13 protein-coding genes are annotated in these 17,116 nt (G+C 40.5%); 12 read left to right on the top strand and 1 reads right to left on the bottom strand.

Annotation, left to right across the window (positions count from 1 at the left end; all coding sequences use genetic code 11):
* Nucleotides 1-37: 37 nt before the first annotated feature.
* Both QNI22_RS08220 and QNI22_RS08215 read left to right on the top strand, forming a co-directional pair.
* The gene (locus QNI22_RS08220; protein WP_313975053.1) at nucleotides 38-592 is read left to right on the top strand and encodes a peroxiredoxin; all 555 of its coding nucleotides are present in this window, start codon (nucleotides 38-40) and stop codon (nucleotides 590-592) included.
* 94 nt (nucleotides 593-686) lie between these two features.
* Nucleotides 687-1,271: a carboxymuconolactone decarboxylase family protein gene (locus QNI22_RS08215; RefSeq protein ID WP_314510157.1), complete on the top strand. Its 585-nt coding sequence runs from the start codon at nucleotides 687-689 to the stop codon at nucleotides 1,269-1,271.
* A gap of 137 nt (nucleotides 1,272-1,408) precedes the next feature.
* Here the strand turns inward: QNI22_RS08215 and QNI22_RS08210 are convergent, their stop codons facing one another.
* Nucleotides 1,409-1,861, bottom strand: a complete 453-nt coding sequence (locus QNI22_RS08210) for a hypothetical protein (RefSeq protein ID WP_314510156.1) — start codon at nucleotides 1,859-1,861, stop codon at nucleotides 1,409-1,411.
* Between the two features lie 409 nt (nucleotides 1,862-2,270).
* Between QNI22_RS08210 and QNI22_RS08205 the strand changes: the two genes are divergently transcribed.
* From QNI22_RS08205 to QNI22_RS08160, 10 genes are all read left to right on the top strand, one after another.
* Nucleotides 2,271-4,205 (top strand): sensor histidine kinase, encoded by a 1,935-nt coding sequence (locus QNI22_RS08205; RefSeq protein WP_314510155.1) that lies wholly within the window; start codon nucleotides 2,271-2,273, stop codon nucleotides 4,203-4,205.
* A gap of 63 nt (nucleotides 4,206-4,268) precedes the next feature.
* Complete coding sequence (locus tag QNI22_RS08200; RefSeq protein WP_314510154.1) at nucleotides 4,269-4,895, top strand: response regulator; 627 nt, start codon at nucleotides 4,269-4,271, stop codon at nucleotides 4,893-4,895.
* Between the two features lie 516 nt (nucleotides 4,896-5,411).
* The gene (locus tag QNI22_RS08195; protein WP_314510153.1) at nucleotides 5,412-6,263 is read left to right on the top strand and encodes a hypothetical protein; all 852 of its coding nucleotides are present in this window, start codon (nucleotides 5,412-5,414) and stop codon (nucleotides 6,261-6,263) included.
* 118 nt (nucleotides 6,264-6,381) lie between these two features.
* Nucleotides 6,382-8,526 carry an IPT/TIG domain-containing protein gene (locus QNI22_RS08190; RefSeq protein WP_314510152.1) on the top strand — a complete coding sequence of 715 codons (2,145 nt, stop codon included), beginning with the start codon at nucleotides 6,382-6,384 and terminating at the stop codon, nucleotides 8,524-8,526.
* Between the two features lie 61 nt (nucleotides 8,527-8,587).
* On the top strand, nucleotides 8,588-9,970 hold the full coding sequence (locus QNI22_RS08185) for a hypothetical protein (RefSeq protein ID WP_314510151.1): 1,383 nt from the start codon (nucleotides 8,588-8,590) through the stop codon (nucleotides 9,968-9,970).
* 25 nt (nucleotides 9,971-9,995) lie between these two features.
* Nucleotides 9,996-11,201, top strand: coding sequence for a hypothetical protein (locus QNI22_RS08180; RefSeq protein WP_314510150.1), 1,206 nt, complete (start codon nucleotides 9,996-9,998; stop codon nucleotides 11,199-11,201).
* Between the two features lie 62 nt (nucleotides 11,202-11,263).
* The gene (locus tag QNI22_RS08175) at nucleotides 11,264-12,562 is read left to right on the top strand and encodes a hypothetical protein (RefSeq protein WP_314510149.1); all 1,299 of its coding nucleotides are present in this window, start codon (nucleotides 11,264-11,266) and stop codon (nucleotides 12,560-12,562) included.
* 144 nt (nucleotides 12,563-12,706) lie between these two features.
* Nucleotides 12,707-14,020: a M16 family metallopeptidase gene (locus QNI22_RS08170; RefSeq protein WP_314510148.1), complete on the top strand. Its 1,314-nt coding sequence runs from the start codon at nucleotides 12,707-12,709 to the stop codon at nucleotides 14,018-14,020.
* A gap of 4 nt (nucleotides 14,021-14,024) precedes the next feature.
* Nucleotides 14,025-15,428, top strand: a complete 1,404-nt coding sequence (locus QNI22_RS08165; RefSeq protein WP_314510147.1) for a M16 family metallopeptidase — start codon at nucleotides 14,025-14,027, stop codon at nucleotides 15,426-15,428.
* A gap of 279 nt (nucleotides 15,429-15,707) precedes the next feature.
* Nucleotides 15,708-16,823 carry a DUF2911 domain-containing protein gene (locus tag QNI22_RS08160; protein ID WP_314510146.1) on the top strand — a complete coding sequence of 372 codons (1,116 nt, stop codon included), beginning with the start codon at nucleotides 15,708-15,710 and terminating at the stop codon, nucleotides 16,821-16,823.
* The last annotated feature ends 293 nt before the right edge of the window (nucleotides 16,824-17,116 follow it).

Genomic DNA, 17,116 nt, shown 5'->3' with positions numbered 1-17,116 from the left:
CTAATACTTGTTTAACCTTTATATAATTTTTTCGACCATGCAAAACCGTATGTTATCTATCGGAGAGAAATTTCCTGAGTTCAAAAAAACAGCAGTAGTTTCTCTTGAAAAAGGTAATGAATTCTATGAAATTACAAGCCAGGATCATATCAACGCTGGTAAATGGCTGGTAATGTTCTGGTGGCCAAAAGATTTCACATTCGTATGTCCTACTGAGATTGCTGAATTCAACAAGAAAAACCAGGACTTCAAAGATCGTGATGCTATCCTGATTGGTGCTTCTACTGACTCTGAGTTTGTTCACTTAGCATGGAGACAAAATCACGATGATCTGCGTGGTTTGAAATTCCCTATGCTGGCTGATACTTCTAAGTCACTGGCTGAAGAACTAGGTATACTGGAAGCGAATGAGAAAATTGCTTATCGTGTAACATACATTGTAGATCCTCAAGGAATTGTACGTTGGGTAAGTGCTAACGACCTTTCTGTAGGACGTAACGTAGGAGAAGTAATCCGTGTGTTGGATGCACTACAAACAGATGAACTTTGCCCTTGCAACTGGCAAAAAGGTGAAGCTACCCTGACTGCTTAATCTTACTCAAAATTCCTGAGGTTCGTAGTTCTGAGTGTTCTTAACTACGAACCTCATTTCTTATCCTCTAAACATTGACCTTTCCATTATAAGTATGAATACTTTGCAACACGAAACTTTAAGTAGTCTGCTAGAAGAATTAAAAGTTGCCGATTATCAGCCAACAGCTGAAGTGGATAAACTGGCAGAAGTAGATCACCGTTATCTGCGTGATCTGCGTATCAATGTAACCAATGCATTGAAGTATGACAATCTGAGTAAAAAAGAAAGTTATTTGCTGGCATTGGCTGTAGCTATCAATGAAAAACATGCTACTCTGAAAACAACATTTGAAGCACTGGCTAAAGGAGAAGGAGCTACAGATGCTGAGTTAGCTGAAACCGTAGCATGTGTTTCTTTGCTGAACGTAAACAATGTGTTTTACCGCTTCCGTCACTTTACCAAGAAGGAATATTATGAACAAACGCCTGCAGGTATCAAAATGTCTATCATGATGAACCCTGTGCTGGGTAAAGAGTTCTTTGAATTGATGAGTTTGGGTGTATCTGCGTTGAATGGCTGTGAGATGTGTGTAAATGCACACGAAGAATCTATTCTGAAAGTGGGTGGTTCACAAGCTCGTATTTATGATGCTGTTCGCCTGACCGCTATTATTAAAGGACTTACTGCTATTTTTTAATAAATCGTTGTAATACTTTTGGTGCGAAAGCCTGGCTGCTTCTGGTGGTCGGGCTTCTTTTTTATTCGCAGATGAGCACAAAGAAAAAACGTCCGCGTTTCACAACGGGGACGTTTTTTTATATATACTTTCTTATATCATTTTTTTCCTTTACCTGGTGCCTTAGGTGCAGCAGGTTTTTTAGTTGTTTCTTTTTTTGCTTTTGTAGCAGTTGCTGCAGCATCTTGTACTACTGCTGCCTTTTTAGGAGCCGCTGCTTTTTTTGGCGCTTCAGCCTTTTTCGGAGCTTCCTCTTTTTTCGGAGCCGCCGCTTTTTTCACAGGAGCAGCTTCTGTCTGTGTTGCTTTCGAAATATCATCAATCAGCTTTTGTGTGATTTGCTTAGAATATTTCTCTTGGTTGGACTTCAGGAAGTCTACAGTTTCAGGTGCTACTTCATAAAGGCCCACAGGATTTCCATCTGCACGGTAGCTGTGAAGCAGGTACTTAATTTTGTCCGTAAAGGAGCTAAACTCAGGATTGTTGAGTTTGGAGATTTTCTCGTATGCAGCGTCTAGGGCTTTGTCGAGTTTGGAAGCATCTGTACTCATGATAGAATAATTTAAGGTGGAAGGTTGAGAAAGTTATATACTGCGTACTACTAATCTTTTGACAGATAATGTTTTTCCCCTTGCGGTTAATGTAAAATTACAAAAACAACAAACACACAAAAAAATATTTTTTTGTATTTTTCTCACATCATGGCATTTATTGATGAAAAACTTGAAGTTTTGTCTGAAACAATAGAAAGATGAGAGAGACAATTACACTAAAAATACATAGACGTGCTGATTTGTTTACTTTTTTGTTGTTATTTTATATATACATACTGTCATGTTATTTCACTGACACAGAAGTAATCTTTCCAGTCGAAAAATTATTATAAAAAATATGTGCCAGTCATGCTTGAGAGTATTCAGGATGTCCTTGCCATACTAAAGTAGGAGAATTATGTGGTATATGCAACTCATACGCGCAAGCTGCATTTTTTTTATTTGTTTTTCCACATCGAACGTATGGGCTGTAAAGACATTGCAGAGAGACACTGTTTACACCTCAAAAATAAAAACTTTCCGGGATATCTGGACTGAAACAGCTTTCTGCCTTGATACTGCCAATCAGTATCTTTTCTGGAATCCTCCTTTGTCTCTTTACCATCGTGATTCTGCCTATTATGCAAATTTTCTTCCTACTGAGAAAGCATTTGTCAATCACTACCTCTATTTCATTGTGCATAATGATGAGGCTGATACCGTGAAGCTGTATTTCTATGCAGATACACAGGAAAGTATGTGGTTAAAAGAAGAAGATCTGATTGCACATACTATACGAGAATTGCCTGTTGAAGACTATAAAGGGCGGATATATAGTGGCACGCAAACATTCTTATTAACGGTATTACCAGGGCAGACACTGGAATATACCGCTAAAATAATCCCTTTGAAGACCCGGCATTCTGCTATCTCTCCGGCTCTGATCCGGCCGGAGTATGTTGCTGACCTTTTTTTAGGCGAATACAAATATGGAATTGCAGATCTGCTGCAATTCACAATCTTCTGGGGCATGCTTCTGATGATGCTGCTTTATATTTTCTTCAAATATCTTCAGGTGCGTTCCATAGAGTATCTGTACTATTCAGGTTATATTCTGTTCTTCCTGTTTTATTTTCTGTACAGAGGTAATGCATTGAATATCGCACCTGTGCAGCGTATGCCATTCTTTGTATATTACTGGGGGAGTATCACACAGTTTATTGCCAACTGCTTTTATTTTGCCTTCTTCCGGCGCTTTTTAAATGTCTCTCAGGTGTTACCTCGGCTGGATAAAATTCTGCGTTGGGCTACGGCTGTTCTGATTGCCTACATTTGTATGGATTTTGTTTTATTCCTTTTTCCAAAGACCTACTTCTTTCGCTGGTTTTTATGGGATAGCATCCGGGCGTCTCTGATCATTCTTTCTGTAGTAGCTTTATTTATTATCGTACGGCTACGCAATCGGTTGATGTGGTATATCTTTACCGGTAGCCTGGCAATGGCTTTCTGGGGGTTGCTGGCAATGGTATTGTCTTATTATCCAAGTGCAATAGAAAACCTGCCGATGCCATTCAGTTCGCCTTTATTTTACTTTCAATTAGGTATTACTATTGAGCTACTCTGTTTTGCCTTAGGACTTGGATATAAAAACAAAAGGGATGAAATTGAGAGAGCAGAAGCACAGGAAGCTTTGAAAATAGAACAGACACAGAAAGAATTTGAGAAATATAAAGCAGCCGTAGAAGCAAGGGAGGCAGAACGTAAACGAATAGCATCCGAGATGCATGATGACATCGGGTCCGGACTAACATCTATTTTATTTCTGAGTAATGCTATACATCAGAATGTACAGAACGGGCAATTAGTGCTTACAGAAAAAATTTCTCTTATGGCCTCCGGATTGGTAGATCAGATGAGTAATATTATCTGGTCTATGAATAAGGAATATGATACCTTGCAAGACTTGGTTGCTTATACCAGAAGTCACATAAGCGAATTACTGGAAAATGCAGAAGTCAACTATGTGTTTCATATACAGGATTCTTTGCCTGAAATATCGTTGAATGGTGTGCAACGCCGGAATATTTACCTGGTTATCAAAGAAGCAGTACACAATGCTATTAAACATGCACAGGCTTCACATGTAGTGCTGGATTTTCGTTATGACGAATCGTTAAAAATTACAATTCAAGACAATGGCAAAGGATTTATCAAAAATGAGGTCCGAAAGTATGGAAATGGAATGAAGAATATGCAGCAACGTATGAAAGATATTGAAGGTAGTATCACATGGGATACAGAAGCAGAGAAAGGTACCAAAGTCTGTCTCGAAATACTTTTATCGATTCCATTCAATAGGTAGATGCTCTGTTCTATAACTTTTGTACTATTGTCTTATCGCAAATCAGCCAATACATTTGTTAACATGGAAACCATTCGAATTAGTGTTGTAGAAGATATTTCTGAGATCAGAGAAGGTATTCGGTTTGTCATTAATCAGACGCCAGGTTTTGAATGTGTTTCTGTCTATGAGAATGCAGAAGATGCTGCTGCTGCATTGCCAGCCCTATGTCCGGATATTGTTGTCATGGACATCAACCTTCCGGGAATGAGTGGAATAGATTGTATCCGAAAAGTAAGAGCTGTAACTTCTCACATACAGTTTATGATGTTTACTGTTTTTGAAGAAGGCGAACAGGTCTTTGAAGCCCTCTCTGCCGGAGCTTCAGGATATCTGCTAAAGAAAACCCCTCCCCACAAGATTATAGAGGCTCTACAGGAACTATATGAGGGTGGATCACCTATGAGTGCTTCTATTGCTCGTAAGATCGTCAATTCTTTCCAGAAAACCCTTCCCTCAGAGGAAAGCCAGAAATTATCGGTCCGTGAGAAAGAAATCCTAGATCATCTTGCGAAAGGACTTTTGTACAAAGAGATTGCCAGTAAACTTTCCATCAGTACCGGAACTGTACGCCAACACATCCATAATATCTACGAAAAACTACATGTACAAAACCGCACCGAAGCAATCAACAAAGTCTTTGGAAGATAATAACTTGTTTCTCTTATATAAATAGCAAAGAAAGACAAAGGCACTATAAATAAAATGAGAATGAAGACCCCTTCAATCGTGTGTGGTTGTATAGGTGCGTAGGAATAAAAATTCCACGGGCCTAGCATTAGCCTGTGGGGCGAAGCTTTGGAATTTTTTGCCTTACTTTTGGGCTAGTAAAAAATGAAGAGGGTAGTGAAAGAGTGAAGAAAGAGACATACAGGCACTAAGAAGAATGATATTTGGAACAATCAATAAACCTAACAAACATTCTTGATTTAGCTCTGATACTACTCTATCTATCCCAATCTTTGAATCTTCTCTAAATAAATTTTCTTCCTTATTTACCTATCATTTTCCCCCGAATTCTGTATTAGTCTGCTTTTTATCAAAAAGTAACTAGTAACACTATACCTAACTTTTATTCTATTGATCTGACTGTTGAATCCCGGTAAGTTTGCTTGGAAATAGTGCACTACTGACAGAAATCCTTCAACCCTTACTCTCAACGGATCAATGAAAACTATTCTTTCCCTTAGCCTGATGGTGTTGGTAGCCTGGAAAGCTACAGATACACTAAGTGACCTTAATCTTACTCAGACGCAAGTTGAAAAAGTGACCATGTACGGTGCCCGAACCGGATTCGCACTGCCTTCGTGGAGCGAATATTCTTTATATAATTTCGTAAAGAAAGCAAAATCACTTCCAGCAGGGTCTCAGGCTGCCGCTGTAAAGTCTCTGGGTGCCATAGTAAAAACATATGTTCAGTCAGAGCAATTTAAAGGCGAATGGCAGGCCTATCTGAAAGAGAAAGGATTTTATGATCCCAAGGCTGCCGGGGATGTAGCTCGTCTGGAAGAGATGAAAAAACAGAATACAAAGCAGAAAGGAGATATGGCTGCCAGTACTAAGAAAATGAATGAAAGTCAGCAGCAGATGGCTAAGGTATTGAAAGAACATCCGGAAATGATGGATATGATGAAAAACCAGATGAGTAAAGAAGACTGGGCAGAAATGCAGGAGTATCTGAAGAATCCGCAAAAAGCCACTGCGGCTGCACAGGGTAATACCAGTTCTGGTGATGACTACATCAAAAAAGAAGAAGCCCGTATTCAGAAGGCTCAGGAGGACTACGAAAATAATAAGTATACCAATATGGTTCGTCTGCGTCTGAAAAATGTAATCGAAACAGCTAACTCTGTAGATTTTGCAGCTGAAGTAAAAGCTAACAAGTACAATCAGAAGAAGTTTGTTAATCCTGTGTATGAAAAGAAAAGTGATTTGTGGAAGCTGTTTTATCGTGCAGGAAAAGAACCTACCATGGCTGCCCGCGATTTTGCTCAGCAATGGCTTGGAGAGTTGAAATAGCAAGTTTCTGAACCAGAACCCAACAGGGTTTAGCCAGTTTTATTTCAGAGAACGTTTTTATAACCATTGTAGGCTGAATCTCATTTTACAAGCGAGTATTTTTTTATCCAAACACTACATGAAAGCCATCTTCTCTTCAATAGTCTTATTGCTTTGTTTGCTAATCAACAACTCTTGTAAAACCAATGAGTTAGGACCTGGTAACTATACAGGACAGGAGATTACTCCAGAGCAAAGAATGACTTTATTGGCAGAATGTACAGCAAAGTATACCTCCTTACAGAATGAGGATACTGCACAAGCCAGGCAACAACTGATTGCCTGGCTTAAAACCCGTCCGGAGTTTATTGCATCGGGTTATGATGATGAGTCGCAGAATGCTTGGGCTATCTTCACAGATGGACGTTTTGTGATGTTTGTCGACAACAGGCCTCAAGCTCCGTTTGAAGACAGGAGTGGGCGGATAGCTTTTGAGAACGAACAAATTACAGCACCCGCCAGCAGTGGTGCCAGAGAGACCGAATTGCCTGATACAAAAAAGGTACTCCTTTTCAGTGGAATGGGATCTGCTTTTATTGATACTCCTCCTGAACTAGAACGGATATTTGCCATTGCCAAAACTGGATATCAGATCAAAAAGGAACGGGCTAGTATTGATAATCTGAAAGGTGTCGGAGCGGAAACAGCAGTGTTTTATCTAAGCACACATGGAGGACGTATCAAACCGAAAGATAAGCTCTCGATAGATGGAGAAGACTTTCCAGATGCATTGATTGGGTTTTGGACTACAGATTCCTGTACAGCAGCAAACGAAGCTAAGTACAAGAATGATCTGGATAAAAAACGACTGGGATATATGGTCGCTAAATACAATGAGCCTACACGAGGAAATCCTATCAAAGAAGCACACTATGTAATTACTCAGGACTTTGTAAATACATATATGAGCTTTGGTAAAAATGCACTTATTTACCTCGATGCCTGTAACAGCTATATGTTGGACGAGGGTGGCGATGTGTGGGCTGGAGCATTTATAAATAAAGCACAGGAAAAGAAGGCTACCTATATTGGCTGGAGCAAACGGGTACTGGATAAAGATGCTTATCGGTCTGCCAAGTTTTTGTTTGATCGCTTGTTGGGAGCTGATTATACGAGTAACAACCCGAATCTCGGTATTCCAAAAGAAACCCCTTCTCAGCGTCCGTTTGATATAGACGCTGTGATGACTAATATGATACAAAAAGGGTTTGCTATCTCAACTGTTGAAGGGGAAACGGCTGTATTACATCATGCTTCTACAGTTGGACCAGACACACATGCTAGCCTGAAGCCTAGTATTGCCTATATGGAAATAGACGAACTGGCAAGCAAGCTGACAATTTATGGCATTTTTGGTACTGACCCCGGAGATGCCAAACGGGAAGTTACAGTCAATGAAACAAAGGTGACTGTAAATGAATGGAAGTCGGATAAGATTACCTGTACCATTCCGGTAAGTGGAAACGGTGCCGCTGGAGAGGTAATTGTGAAAGCATATGATCAGAAAAGCAACAGTGTACCTCTTACGGAATGGTATATTCCATTTACCTGGAGTGAAACCGGAAAGTTTTACAGCCGTACGGTGGATGTTGTACTTCATCTGCGTGCAGATGTACATCGTTACCGAAATGCCCCTGGTGAAACCCCCAAGCCTATTGAGAGTCCAGATGTAATACCTTCACATCCATTTGCCAAAGATTCGAAGGCAACCTATAAAGCGGGTGGGTCCTGTTCGTACACCTGCCCCTGTAACCCTGGACAATTTGGTGTTTCCAATAAGGTAATAGGAAGTCCGGAAATCAATATTCCATATAGCGTTGATGCCTCAAGTGCTACCAATAAATTCTTTGCTATATACGGTTGGGACAAAGACCGGAAAGTACTTACTGTATTTGCATCCGGAAGTAATTTTGATGGCTATAAAAATCAGGAAGTGAGCGGTGGATGCACAGAAGGAGGTACTACTACCGAAAATACTCCTTTGCCTCTGGCATTTGTGATAAGTGAAAGCCTCAATGAAATCACATTGGAACTGCCATTTGCAAACACTGAAGCATTTGATTTTCGAATCAAAAAAGGTGAACGGTCTATGGAAACCATTGCATTAGAACATTGTGCCTGTCAGGATAAATCAGAAGCGCCTATCAAGCTAAGCTGGAAAGATACAGAAGCTCGTTTTGCCCCAACTGCTAAAACAGCAGCCCGCTTAGCTTCTGCCAACTAAGAGTGGGTGCATCACATACTTTACAAAAAGGTTTATTCAACCATCAGCCTGAGCAACTCTTATGAAATATATAGTATTCCTTTTGTGCATTTTTATTTCCGTATCTGCTTTTTCTCAGCAAGAAACGTTTGATCTGATTACCTATACACCTCCCAAAGGATGGAAGAAAGAATTCAAGGAGAATGTAATCGGCTATTCGAATGTCGATAATGCAAAGAAAACATGGTGCAGAATTTCTGTCTACCGAAGTACTGCCAGCAAGGGTGCTATCGATCAGGATTTTATAAGTGAATGGAATGAGTTGGTTGCCAAACCCTATCAGATCACCAAAGCCCCGCAAACGAGTACTACACAAGATGCTGCAGGATGGAAGATAAAAGGTGGGTCCGGGACATTTGTGTTTAATAATAGTGATGCAGCTGTATTGCTGACAACCATGAGTGATAACAGTCGTGTGGTAAGCATCACGGCTATGACAAACAGCCAGGATTACATGCCTGTTATCGAAAGATTTGTGGAGAAAGTTAGTCTGAAAAAGAGCACTGCTTCCAATGCCGGTACCAAGCCAGCAGCATCTTCTACCACTACACCCAGAGCAACACCTGTAAAAAGTAGTTATAAATTCACTACTACCAACTTTGATGATGGCTGGGTAGCAACAGAGCAGGCTGACTGGGTGCAGGTGGCAAAAGGAAATCTAAAGGTGCTGTTACACTATCCTACCAACCGGATTGATGTCTCCAGTTCTGATGTTAAGATAATTGCCAACAATGCCTGGAATATTCTGGTGGCACCACGATATAGCAATCTGAAAAACTTTAAGCTTACTAACGGAAATCTGGATTATCTGCGTCCTATGTTTATGTCTGGCAATGTGTCAGATCCTTCTACCGGAAAGGTAGTGTATGTGGTTCTTTTTAAACGTGGAGAAAGTGGATGGATAGAAGTGGTTGCACCTGATAAAAATACATTTGTTCAGGCGTTTGGAGTGGATAATGATATCATTGATAACACCGTCAGTATGTCTATATGGGAGCCCCTGCAAAAAATGGCAGGTTATAACCGGTTTGGGGTGGCTATGTCTGACCTTATAGGTAAGTGGACAAACAATTTTTCGGGCATGACACAATATGTAAATGTCTATACAGGAGCTAGTGCTGGTATGGATACACATTCTTCTGCTCAGGTATTTGTTTTCTCTGGTAACTCCTATCAATGGCAGATTAGTTCTGCGAGTGGGTTCGTAGGAAGTATCAAGTTTCAGGGTGCAAAGTCAAATGGGCAGTTTAAAGTTCCTACTAACTGGCAAATCTATTTCTCAGATATTGAAGCAAAGCCCAGGACTTATGATGCGTATTTCTCCTGTATAAAAGGTGCTCGCATTTTATGGTTACAGGATAGTGCTTATCCTATTGGGTTTACTGCTTATGGCAGGAGTGAATAGATTACTTTACCACACTGCCTTAGCTATGAAAAAAGTAGTATCGTTGCCAATTTGTTTCTTTTGGCTAGTCTTTACCTATGCTCAACAGGAAACGTTTGATCTGACTACCTATATACCTCCTCAGGGGTGGAAGAAGGAACAGAAAAAAGATGTAGTCACCTACACAATAACCGACCAGAAAGCAAAGACATGGTGTACATTGGCTTTATATGCTGGCATAGTCAGTAAAGGCAGTAGCAACCAGGATTTTTCCAGTGAATGGCAGCAACTGATTGTATCACAGTATAATGCTGTTGGAAGTCCCCAGATTAATCCTATCCGGAATGCAAATGGATGGCAGATGAAAAGCGGGGGAGCAGAGTTTGTTTTTAATAAAACTAACGCATTGGCTATGCTGACAACATTTACAGGATATGGCAAATGTATCAGCATTGTTGTATTGACTAATGGAGAACAATATCTGGCTACTATCCAGAACTTTATCAGTTCTGTGACTCTGCAAGGTGGTGATGGTAAGAGTACAGCTACACCTGTTTCTTCTTCTGGTACGAAACCCATTCCCACAGGACAAAAAGCAACGGTATGGATGAATGTTCAGATAAATCCTTTGGATGGAAGTGATCATGAAAATATCGCTACAGCTTCAGCAAATGTAAAGTTCTATGTAGTTTATCCGGATGGAGATTATTACCCTGAAATGCCATCTGCTGGTTTGCAAAGCTTTGATAAGAACAGGAGCCAAACAGGTAAAGACAAAGAATCCTGGGGAAAATTTTCTCTTCAAAATGGAAAAGGAGCGTTCCGATCAAAATATGAAAACATACAGGTTGAACAGGTCAATCTTACCCAACTAAAGAAAGTGGGGTATGCCTATAATTTTTACAAATGTGCTTCTGTAGATGGACTGACCTTACAAGGTCGATGGAGTTACATTCCAAACTGGAGCAAAGATCCCTATTATTCGCAGGCAGGATGTCGTCAGGTAATCTATTTTTCCAAAGATGGAACCTTTGATGACAGAGGTATCTGGGTGAGTGATTGTCGCAACCCTACAAAAAATCCACAGGATGCACCAGGAAAAGGAACGTACCGGATTCAGAATTTTACCATTGTTCTAACCTATCTGGATGGCCGGATTATTCATAAGGCATTTACAGGTGTTGCAGATAAGAATCCGGCAACTTATCCGGATTTACTTTACATAGGAACTAATCCTTTCTACAGTAAGTAGAGAGATGAGTTTTAGTATGCTTCAAAATCTTTTTTATTCACTACACTATTTCCTGATCAGTTATGAAACGTGTTTTTTATGTATTGTTAATGAGTAGTTTGTTGTTATGTAATGCCTGTAAAACTAGTGACCCGGAACCGGGAGCAACTAAGACCGAAGTAGGAGAACCCACAGGAACCGCAACGACTGCCAGTATTGGTGCTGCCGGAGGATCAATTACGTCTGCTGATGGATTAGTAAAACTAGATATTCCGGCAGGTGCATTGGCTGCCAATACTACTATATCTGTACAACCTATTACAAACAATGCTCCTTTGGGTATTGGAGGGATTGCCTATCGGTTTATGCCCGATGGCCAACAGTTTAACCAGCCTGTAAAAGTGACATTTAAGTATACAAATGATTTGCTTGCAGGTGCAGATGCCAATGTATTATGGATTGTGACTCAGGCAGCCGATGGTTCATGGCAAGCTTTATTGAAAAGCAATGTAAATACAACTACTAAAACCATTACCGGAGATATCACACACTTTAGTGACTGGGGCTTAGGCAAGTTTATGGATGTATCCTTAGATCCTGCCTCTGCCTATATAAAGCCAAAAGGATCTGTACAATTGAAAGTATCCGGTTTTATCGCCAGCACGAATCCAGATGATGAACTGGCTCCATTGGTGCCAATTAGCCCTAAGAGTAATGACGATGCATTGGAACTCTTAACACCTATCGAAAAACGAACTTCGCTATTCAAGCAGGTAAAATGGACGTTAGCCGGTGAGGGTACATTAACCCCTAACGGCTGGACCGCTACTTATACAGCGCCTTCTGAAACTCCATCCAAAAATCCGGTCGCTGTTTCGGTAGAGATGGAACGATACCAGGATGGACAACCTGCACAGCTATTCAGTAAGGTTTTGCTGGTGTCAAACATTACCATTGCTGAAGAGGGTGTTGTTGTAGTTAATTTCAATGGTACAGAATACAAATATAAACAATCAGGAGATGCTAATCAGGTGGCTTATGTGGTAGTTCAGAATGAGTATGTAGTATGGCAGGGCGCGTCTTCTACCGGGATTCCTAATTTTACTTTTTACCGGTCTCTGATAGGTACAGGATCACATTCACACAATTGCCAGGATGCAGCTGACATTGTTTCCTATACAGCTAGCCCTACACTAGTGTACCAACTGGAATGGTGTGACGATGAGGGAACCTGTCATTGTGCCCCTTTTACAAGTACCATCTCCGAGTTTGGAAATGGCGCAGGCAAGACGATTGCTGGTACTTTTTCCGGAAGCTTATATAATGCAGATGGGGAGTTGTTTCCTATATCAGGCTATTTTAATGTAAAGAGGATCAATTAAGAGAGTAGTGCGTCGTGAGTTTGTGCAGGCAGAACAGAAATGTTCTGCTTTTTATTTGCAGGGAATTGTCACCATCGAACACAAAAGTATTTTCAGGAAAATTCTCTTTTTGTATTTTACCGGCACACTATAACCAATTCATTTATGAAGCAATTCTTTCTTGTCCCGGCATTGCTCTGTTGCCTGAGTGTACTGGCACAAAACAAAGCAGACGATGTCAAAACATTTACACTTACCAATGGAATGAAATTTCTGGTTGTTGAGGATAATTCTATTCCCAATGCCAATATGTACCTGCTCTATCGGGTGGGTGCCCGCAATGAGCATCCTGGTATTACAGGCTTATCCCATTTTTTTGAACATATGATGTTCAACGGTTCTAAAAAATATGGCCCAAAAGAGTTCGATCGCACCATGGAGTTTAATGGAGGGGCCAACAATGCCTATACTACCGAAAATGTAACTGTATATACAGATTGGTTTCCGTCTTCTGCACTCGAAAAGATATTTGATTTAGAAGCAGATCGTATTGCCAGTCTTACCATCGATCCTAAAATGGTGGAGAGCGAACGTGGCGTAGTGTTGTCTGAACGTAGCACAGGTTTGGAAAACTCTCCATGGCGTATGTTGGGTGAAGCTGTGAATGCCACTGCTTTTCAGGAGCATCCGTATCACTGGCCTGTAATCGGATATGAAGAAGACATCAAAAACTGGACAAAAGAAGACCTGGAATATTATTTCAAAACCTATTATGCACCCAATAACTGTGTAGTGGTAATTTCTGGAAATGTAAAAACGGATGAAGTAAAACGATTGGCACAGAAATACCTGGAACCTATTCCGGCTCAGAAAGCAGCAGATCCGGTCCATCTGGTAGAACCTCCTCAGACAGGGGAACGTCGGGTGACTGTACAAAAGCAAGTAGCGACTCCTTATATGCTCATTGGGTATCATACACCTGAAGCACGCCATAAAGACTTTTATGCACTTAGTATTTTGAGCTCTGTTCTTTCCAAAGGCAATTCTTCCCGATTATACAGCACCCTGGTAGATAAAAAACAGTTGGTATCCAATGTATTTACTGACTATAGTGAAAGCTTTGATCCAACGTTGTTTCAGATATATGTAGTAGCTGCAAAGGATGCAAAAGAAGCAGACATTGAAAGTACCATTTACGAAGAAATAGAAAAGATTAAAAAAGATGGTATTACAGAGAAAGAACTTCAGAAAATAAAGAATCAGAAACTAATGGAGTTCTATGGACAAATCGAAACTATTAATGGGAAGTCTAACAACCTGGGAACCTATGAATTGTTCTTTGGTGATTACAAAAAGATGTTTGAGGCTCCTGCTGAGTACAACAAGGTAACACTAGATGATATCAAACGGGTAGCCAATGAGTATTTTAAGAAATCCAATAGAACTGTAGGTGTTTTAAAAGCAAACGTAGAAGACTAATCCCATGAAAAGAACCACTTTATATATAGTATTTGCTCTTGCCTTTGTCTGTCAGTCATTCTGTAGTTTTGCCCAGACAAAAGCTGCCGAGTATAAATTACCTGGGTACGAGAAATTTGTTTTATCCAATGGGTTGACGGTGTACCTGATGGAACAACATGAAGTACCTGTCATTAATGTAGCCGCTATCGTTCCTGCCGGAGCCATCTATGATGGCTCACAAGCCGGACTTGCCTCTCTGACTGCCACAGCGTTAAAACATGGAACAAAGAACTATACAAAGACCAAACTGGAAGAAGAACTGGATTTTGTCGGAGCGACACTGGCTACACAGGCAACCAAAGAATATGCTTCTCTTTCTGCTGGATTCGCAGCCAAAGATCAGACAAAGGTTTTACCATTAATCAAAGAAGTACTGGTAAATCCAACGTTTGATGCGGCAGAGTTTGAAAAAGAGAAGAAACGAATGCTGACTAATCTGGAAAGAGCCAAGGAAAGTCCTCGTTCGGTGATGGGATCTTACTGGTCTGCATTCCTGTATAAAGATCATGTATATGCTAATCCGGTTACAGGCAAAGTATCCACAGTTGGTCAACTTCAGGTAGCAGATGTACAAAAGTTCTATCAGGCCAATTATATTCCTAATGGATCTGCTATTGCCATAGTGGGAGATTTTAAGGCGAAGGATATGAAAGCTCAGATCTCCAAACTGTTTGCAGACTGGAAAAAAGGAACTTCTGCTCAGAAAAATCTGGCTGCCAGTGTCGTAACTGCACCAACCGGAAATAATGTTTTGCTCATTAACAAAGACGATGCACGGGAGACGACATTTTATATTGGGGGAGTTGGTATAAAGAGAGATAACCCGGACTATGTGGCTATCGAAGTGGTAAATACCGTTTTTGGCGGACGATTTACCTCCTGGCTTAATGATGAATTACGTGTTAACTCCGGATTGACCTATGGGGCAAGCAGTCGGTTTTTGCCTCTGAAAAATGCAGGTACTTTTTACATCTCAACCTTCACCGCCAATAAAACCACAGAACCGACTATTGATAAGGCGCTGGAAGTGCTTAATCGTCTGCATACTACAGGTATTGATGAAACTACCCTGCAATCTGCCAAAAACTATGTGAAAGGACAATATCTACCTGATTACGAAACAGCAGGACAGTTGGCAGGTTTGCTTACTGAAATGTTCTGGTATGGTTTCAATGAGTCTTTTATCAATAGCTTCCAAGCTAATGTAGATCAACTGACAACTGCCAAAGCCAAAGAGATTGTGGCAAAGTATTTTCCGAAAGACAAGCTTCAGTTTGTGTTGGTTGGCAAAGCAGAAGAGATTAAAAAGATTGCTGAAAAGTATGGTCCTGTAACTGAAAAGCAGATTAAAGCGGATGGATTTTAAACGATAAGATCTTCAAATTAAAACTCTAAATGAAAGCACAAAGAATCCGGATTTGGCTGGGTTCTTTGTGCTTTTTCCTTTTCTGAAACATACTATCTCTTCAATAAAATGGAGCATGAATAGGTTTTTATTAAAAGGAACCATTAGGTTAACTACATGGGTAGAATGAGTTTGTTATACCAGTAAAGTCGCTTATGGTGGTAAAATGCCTTTTGTCATAAAGTACTAGTGCTTTATTTGTCAGTAACTTACTTTTAGTCTGAAAACATCCCTAAACCTATGCGTACTTTTTTAAGATGGACATTGTCCCTGTTGATACTTGGGGCTATGCAGCCTGTATGGGCACAACTTACCACACCACCTGGCGGAGGAAACAAGAAAGCTTCCGTATCTGAAAGAATTGGCATTACAGATATCACCATTACCTATGATCGTCCGGGTGTCAAAGGCCGGGAAGGAAAGATCTGGGGAACCTCAGTTGCTCACTATGGCTTTCAGGATCTGGGCTTTGGAACCAGTAAGTCTGCTCCCTGGAGAGCCGGTGCCAATGAGAATACCACCATCTCATTCAGCACAGATGTAAAAGTAGAAGGTAAAAACCTGCCTGCTGGAACCTATGGATTATTTATGGCTTTGCAGGAAGGTGGAGCCACCGTTATTTTCTCCAAAAACTCAACTTCCTGGGGAAGCTACTTCTACGATCCTGCAGAAGATGCACTACGTGTAGACGTAAAAACAACATCCCTCAGTGAAAGTGTGGAGCGACTAAAATACGAATTTACAGATCAGACAGATAACTCAGCTGTTATTGCTCTGCTTTGGGAAAAGTTAAAGGTTCCATTTAGAGTTGAGGTTGATCTGGTAAATACTCAACTTACATCGTTTCGCAAAGAACTACGTTCAGATGTTGGTTTTAACTGGGAGCCATGGGCACAGGCTGCTGCTTTCTGTGTGCAAAACAATACTAATCTGGAAGAGGCGTTAAAGTGGGCTGATGTCGCTGTAAATGCTCCATTTCTGGGACAGAAAAATTTCACGACTTTAAGTACAAAAGCTCAGGTATTAGAAAAGCTAGGCAAAACAACCGAAGCTACAGCGTTGATGAAAGAAGCCATGCCAATGGGCAATATGCAGGAATTGCATCAGTACGCCCGTCAGCTGGTAGCTATGAAACGTAGTAAAGAGGCACTGGAAGTATTTCAGTTGAATGCAAAAAAATACCCTGCCGATTTTACTACCAGTGTTGGATTAATAAGAGGATATTCGGCTGTAGGGGAATATAAAAATGCATTGAAGCTGGCTAAAACAGCTTTACCCAAAGCGCCAGACTCTAATAGCAAATCCAATGTAGAGAAAATGATTGCTACGTTGGAACAAGGAAAAGATGTAAACTGAGAAAATTATTTTTTAATCTGAATGTGAGTGAGATTGCCCATCTGAAAAGTTGGGCAGTTTTTTGTGGCTCAAAAGATAGCGTTGCCCGGCTCCATAGTATCTCCTTTGATTTTTTGAACTGAATTCAACATATTATAGCCTGTGAGCATAGTTTATTGCATAAGTAAGGCTTGTGCATAATTCTATGCAAAGAGCAATAGGAGGAGTTGCTTTGTGATGTTCGTGAGAAAATACTTTTTACCTGGAATAAACCGCAAAATTGCTGATACGTTGAATTCACCGCAAAAAAGTTT

This window comes from Xanthocytophaga agilis (genome assembly GCF_030068605.1).
Lineage (GTDB): Bacteria > Bacteroidota > Bacteroidia > Cytophagales > 172606-1 > Xanthocytophaga > Xanthocytophaga agilis.
This window is presented reverse-complemented; position numbering and strand designations above follow the sequence as displayed.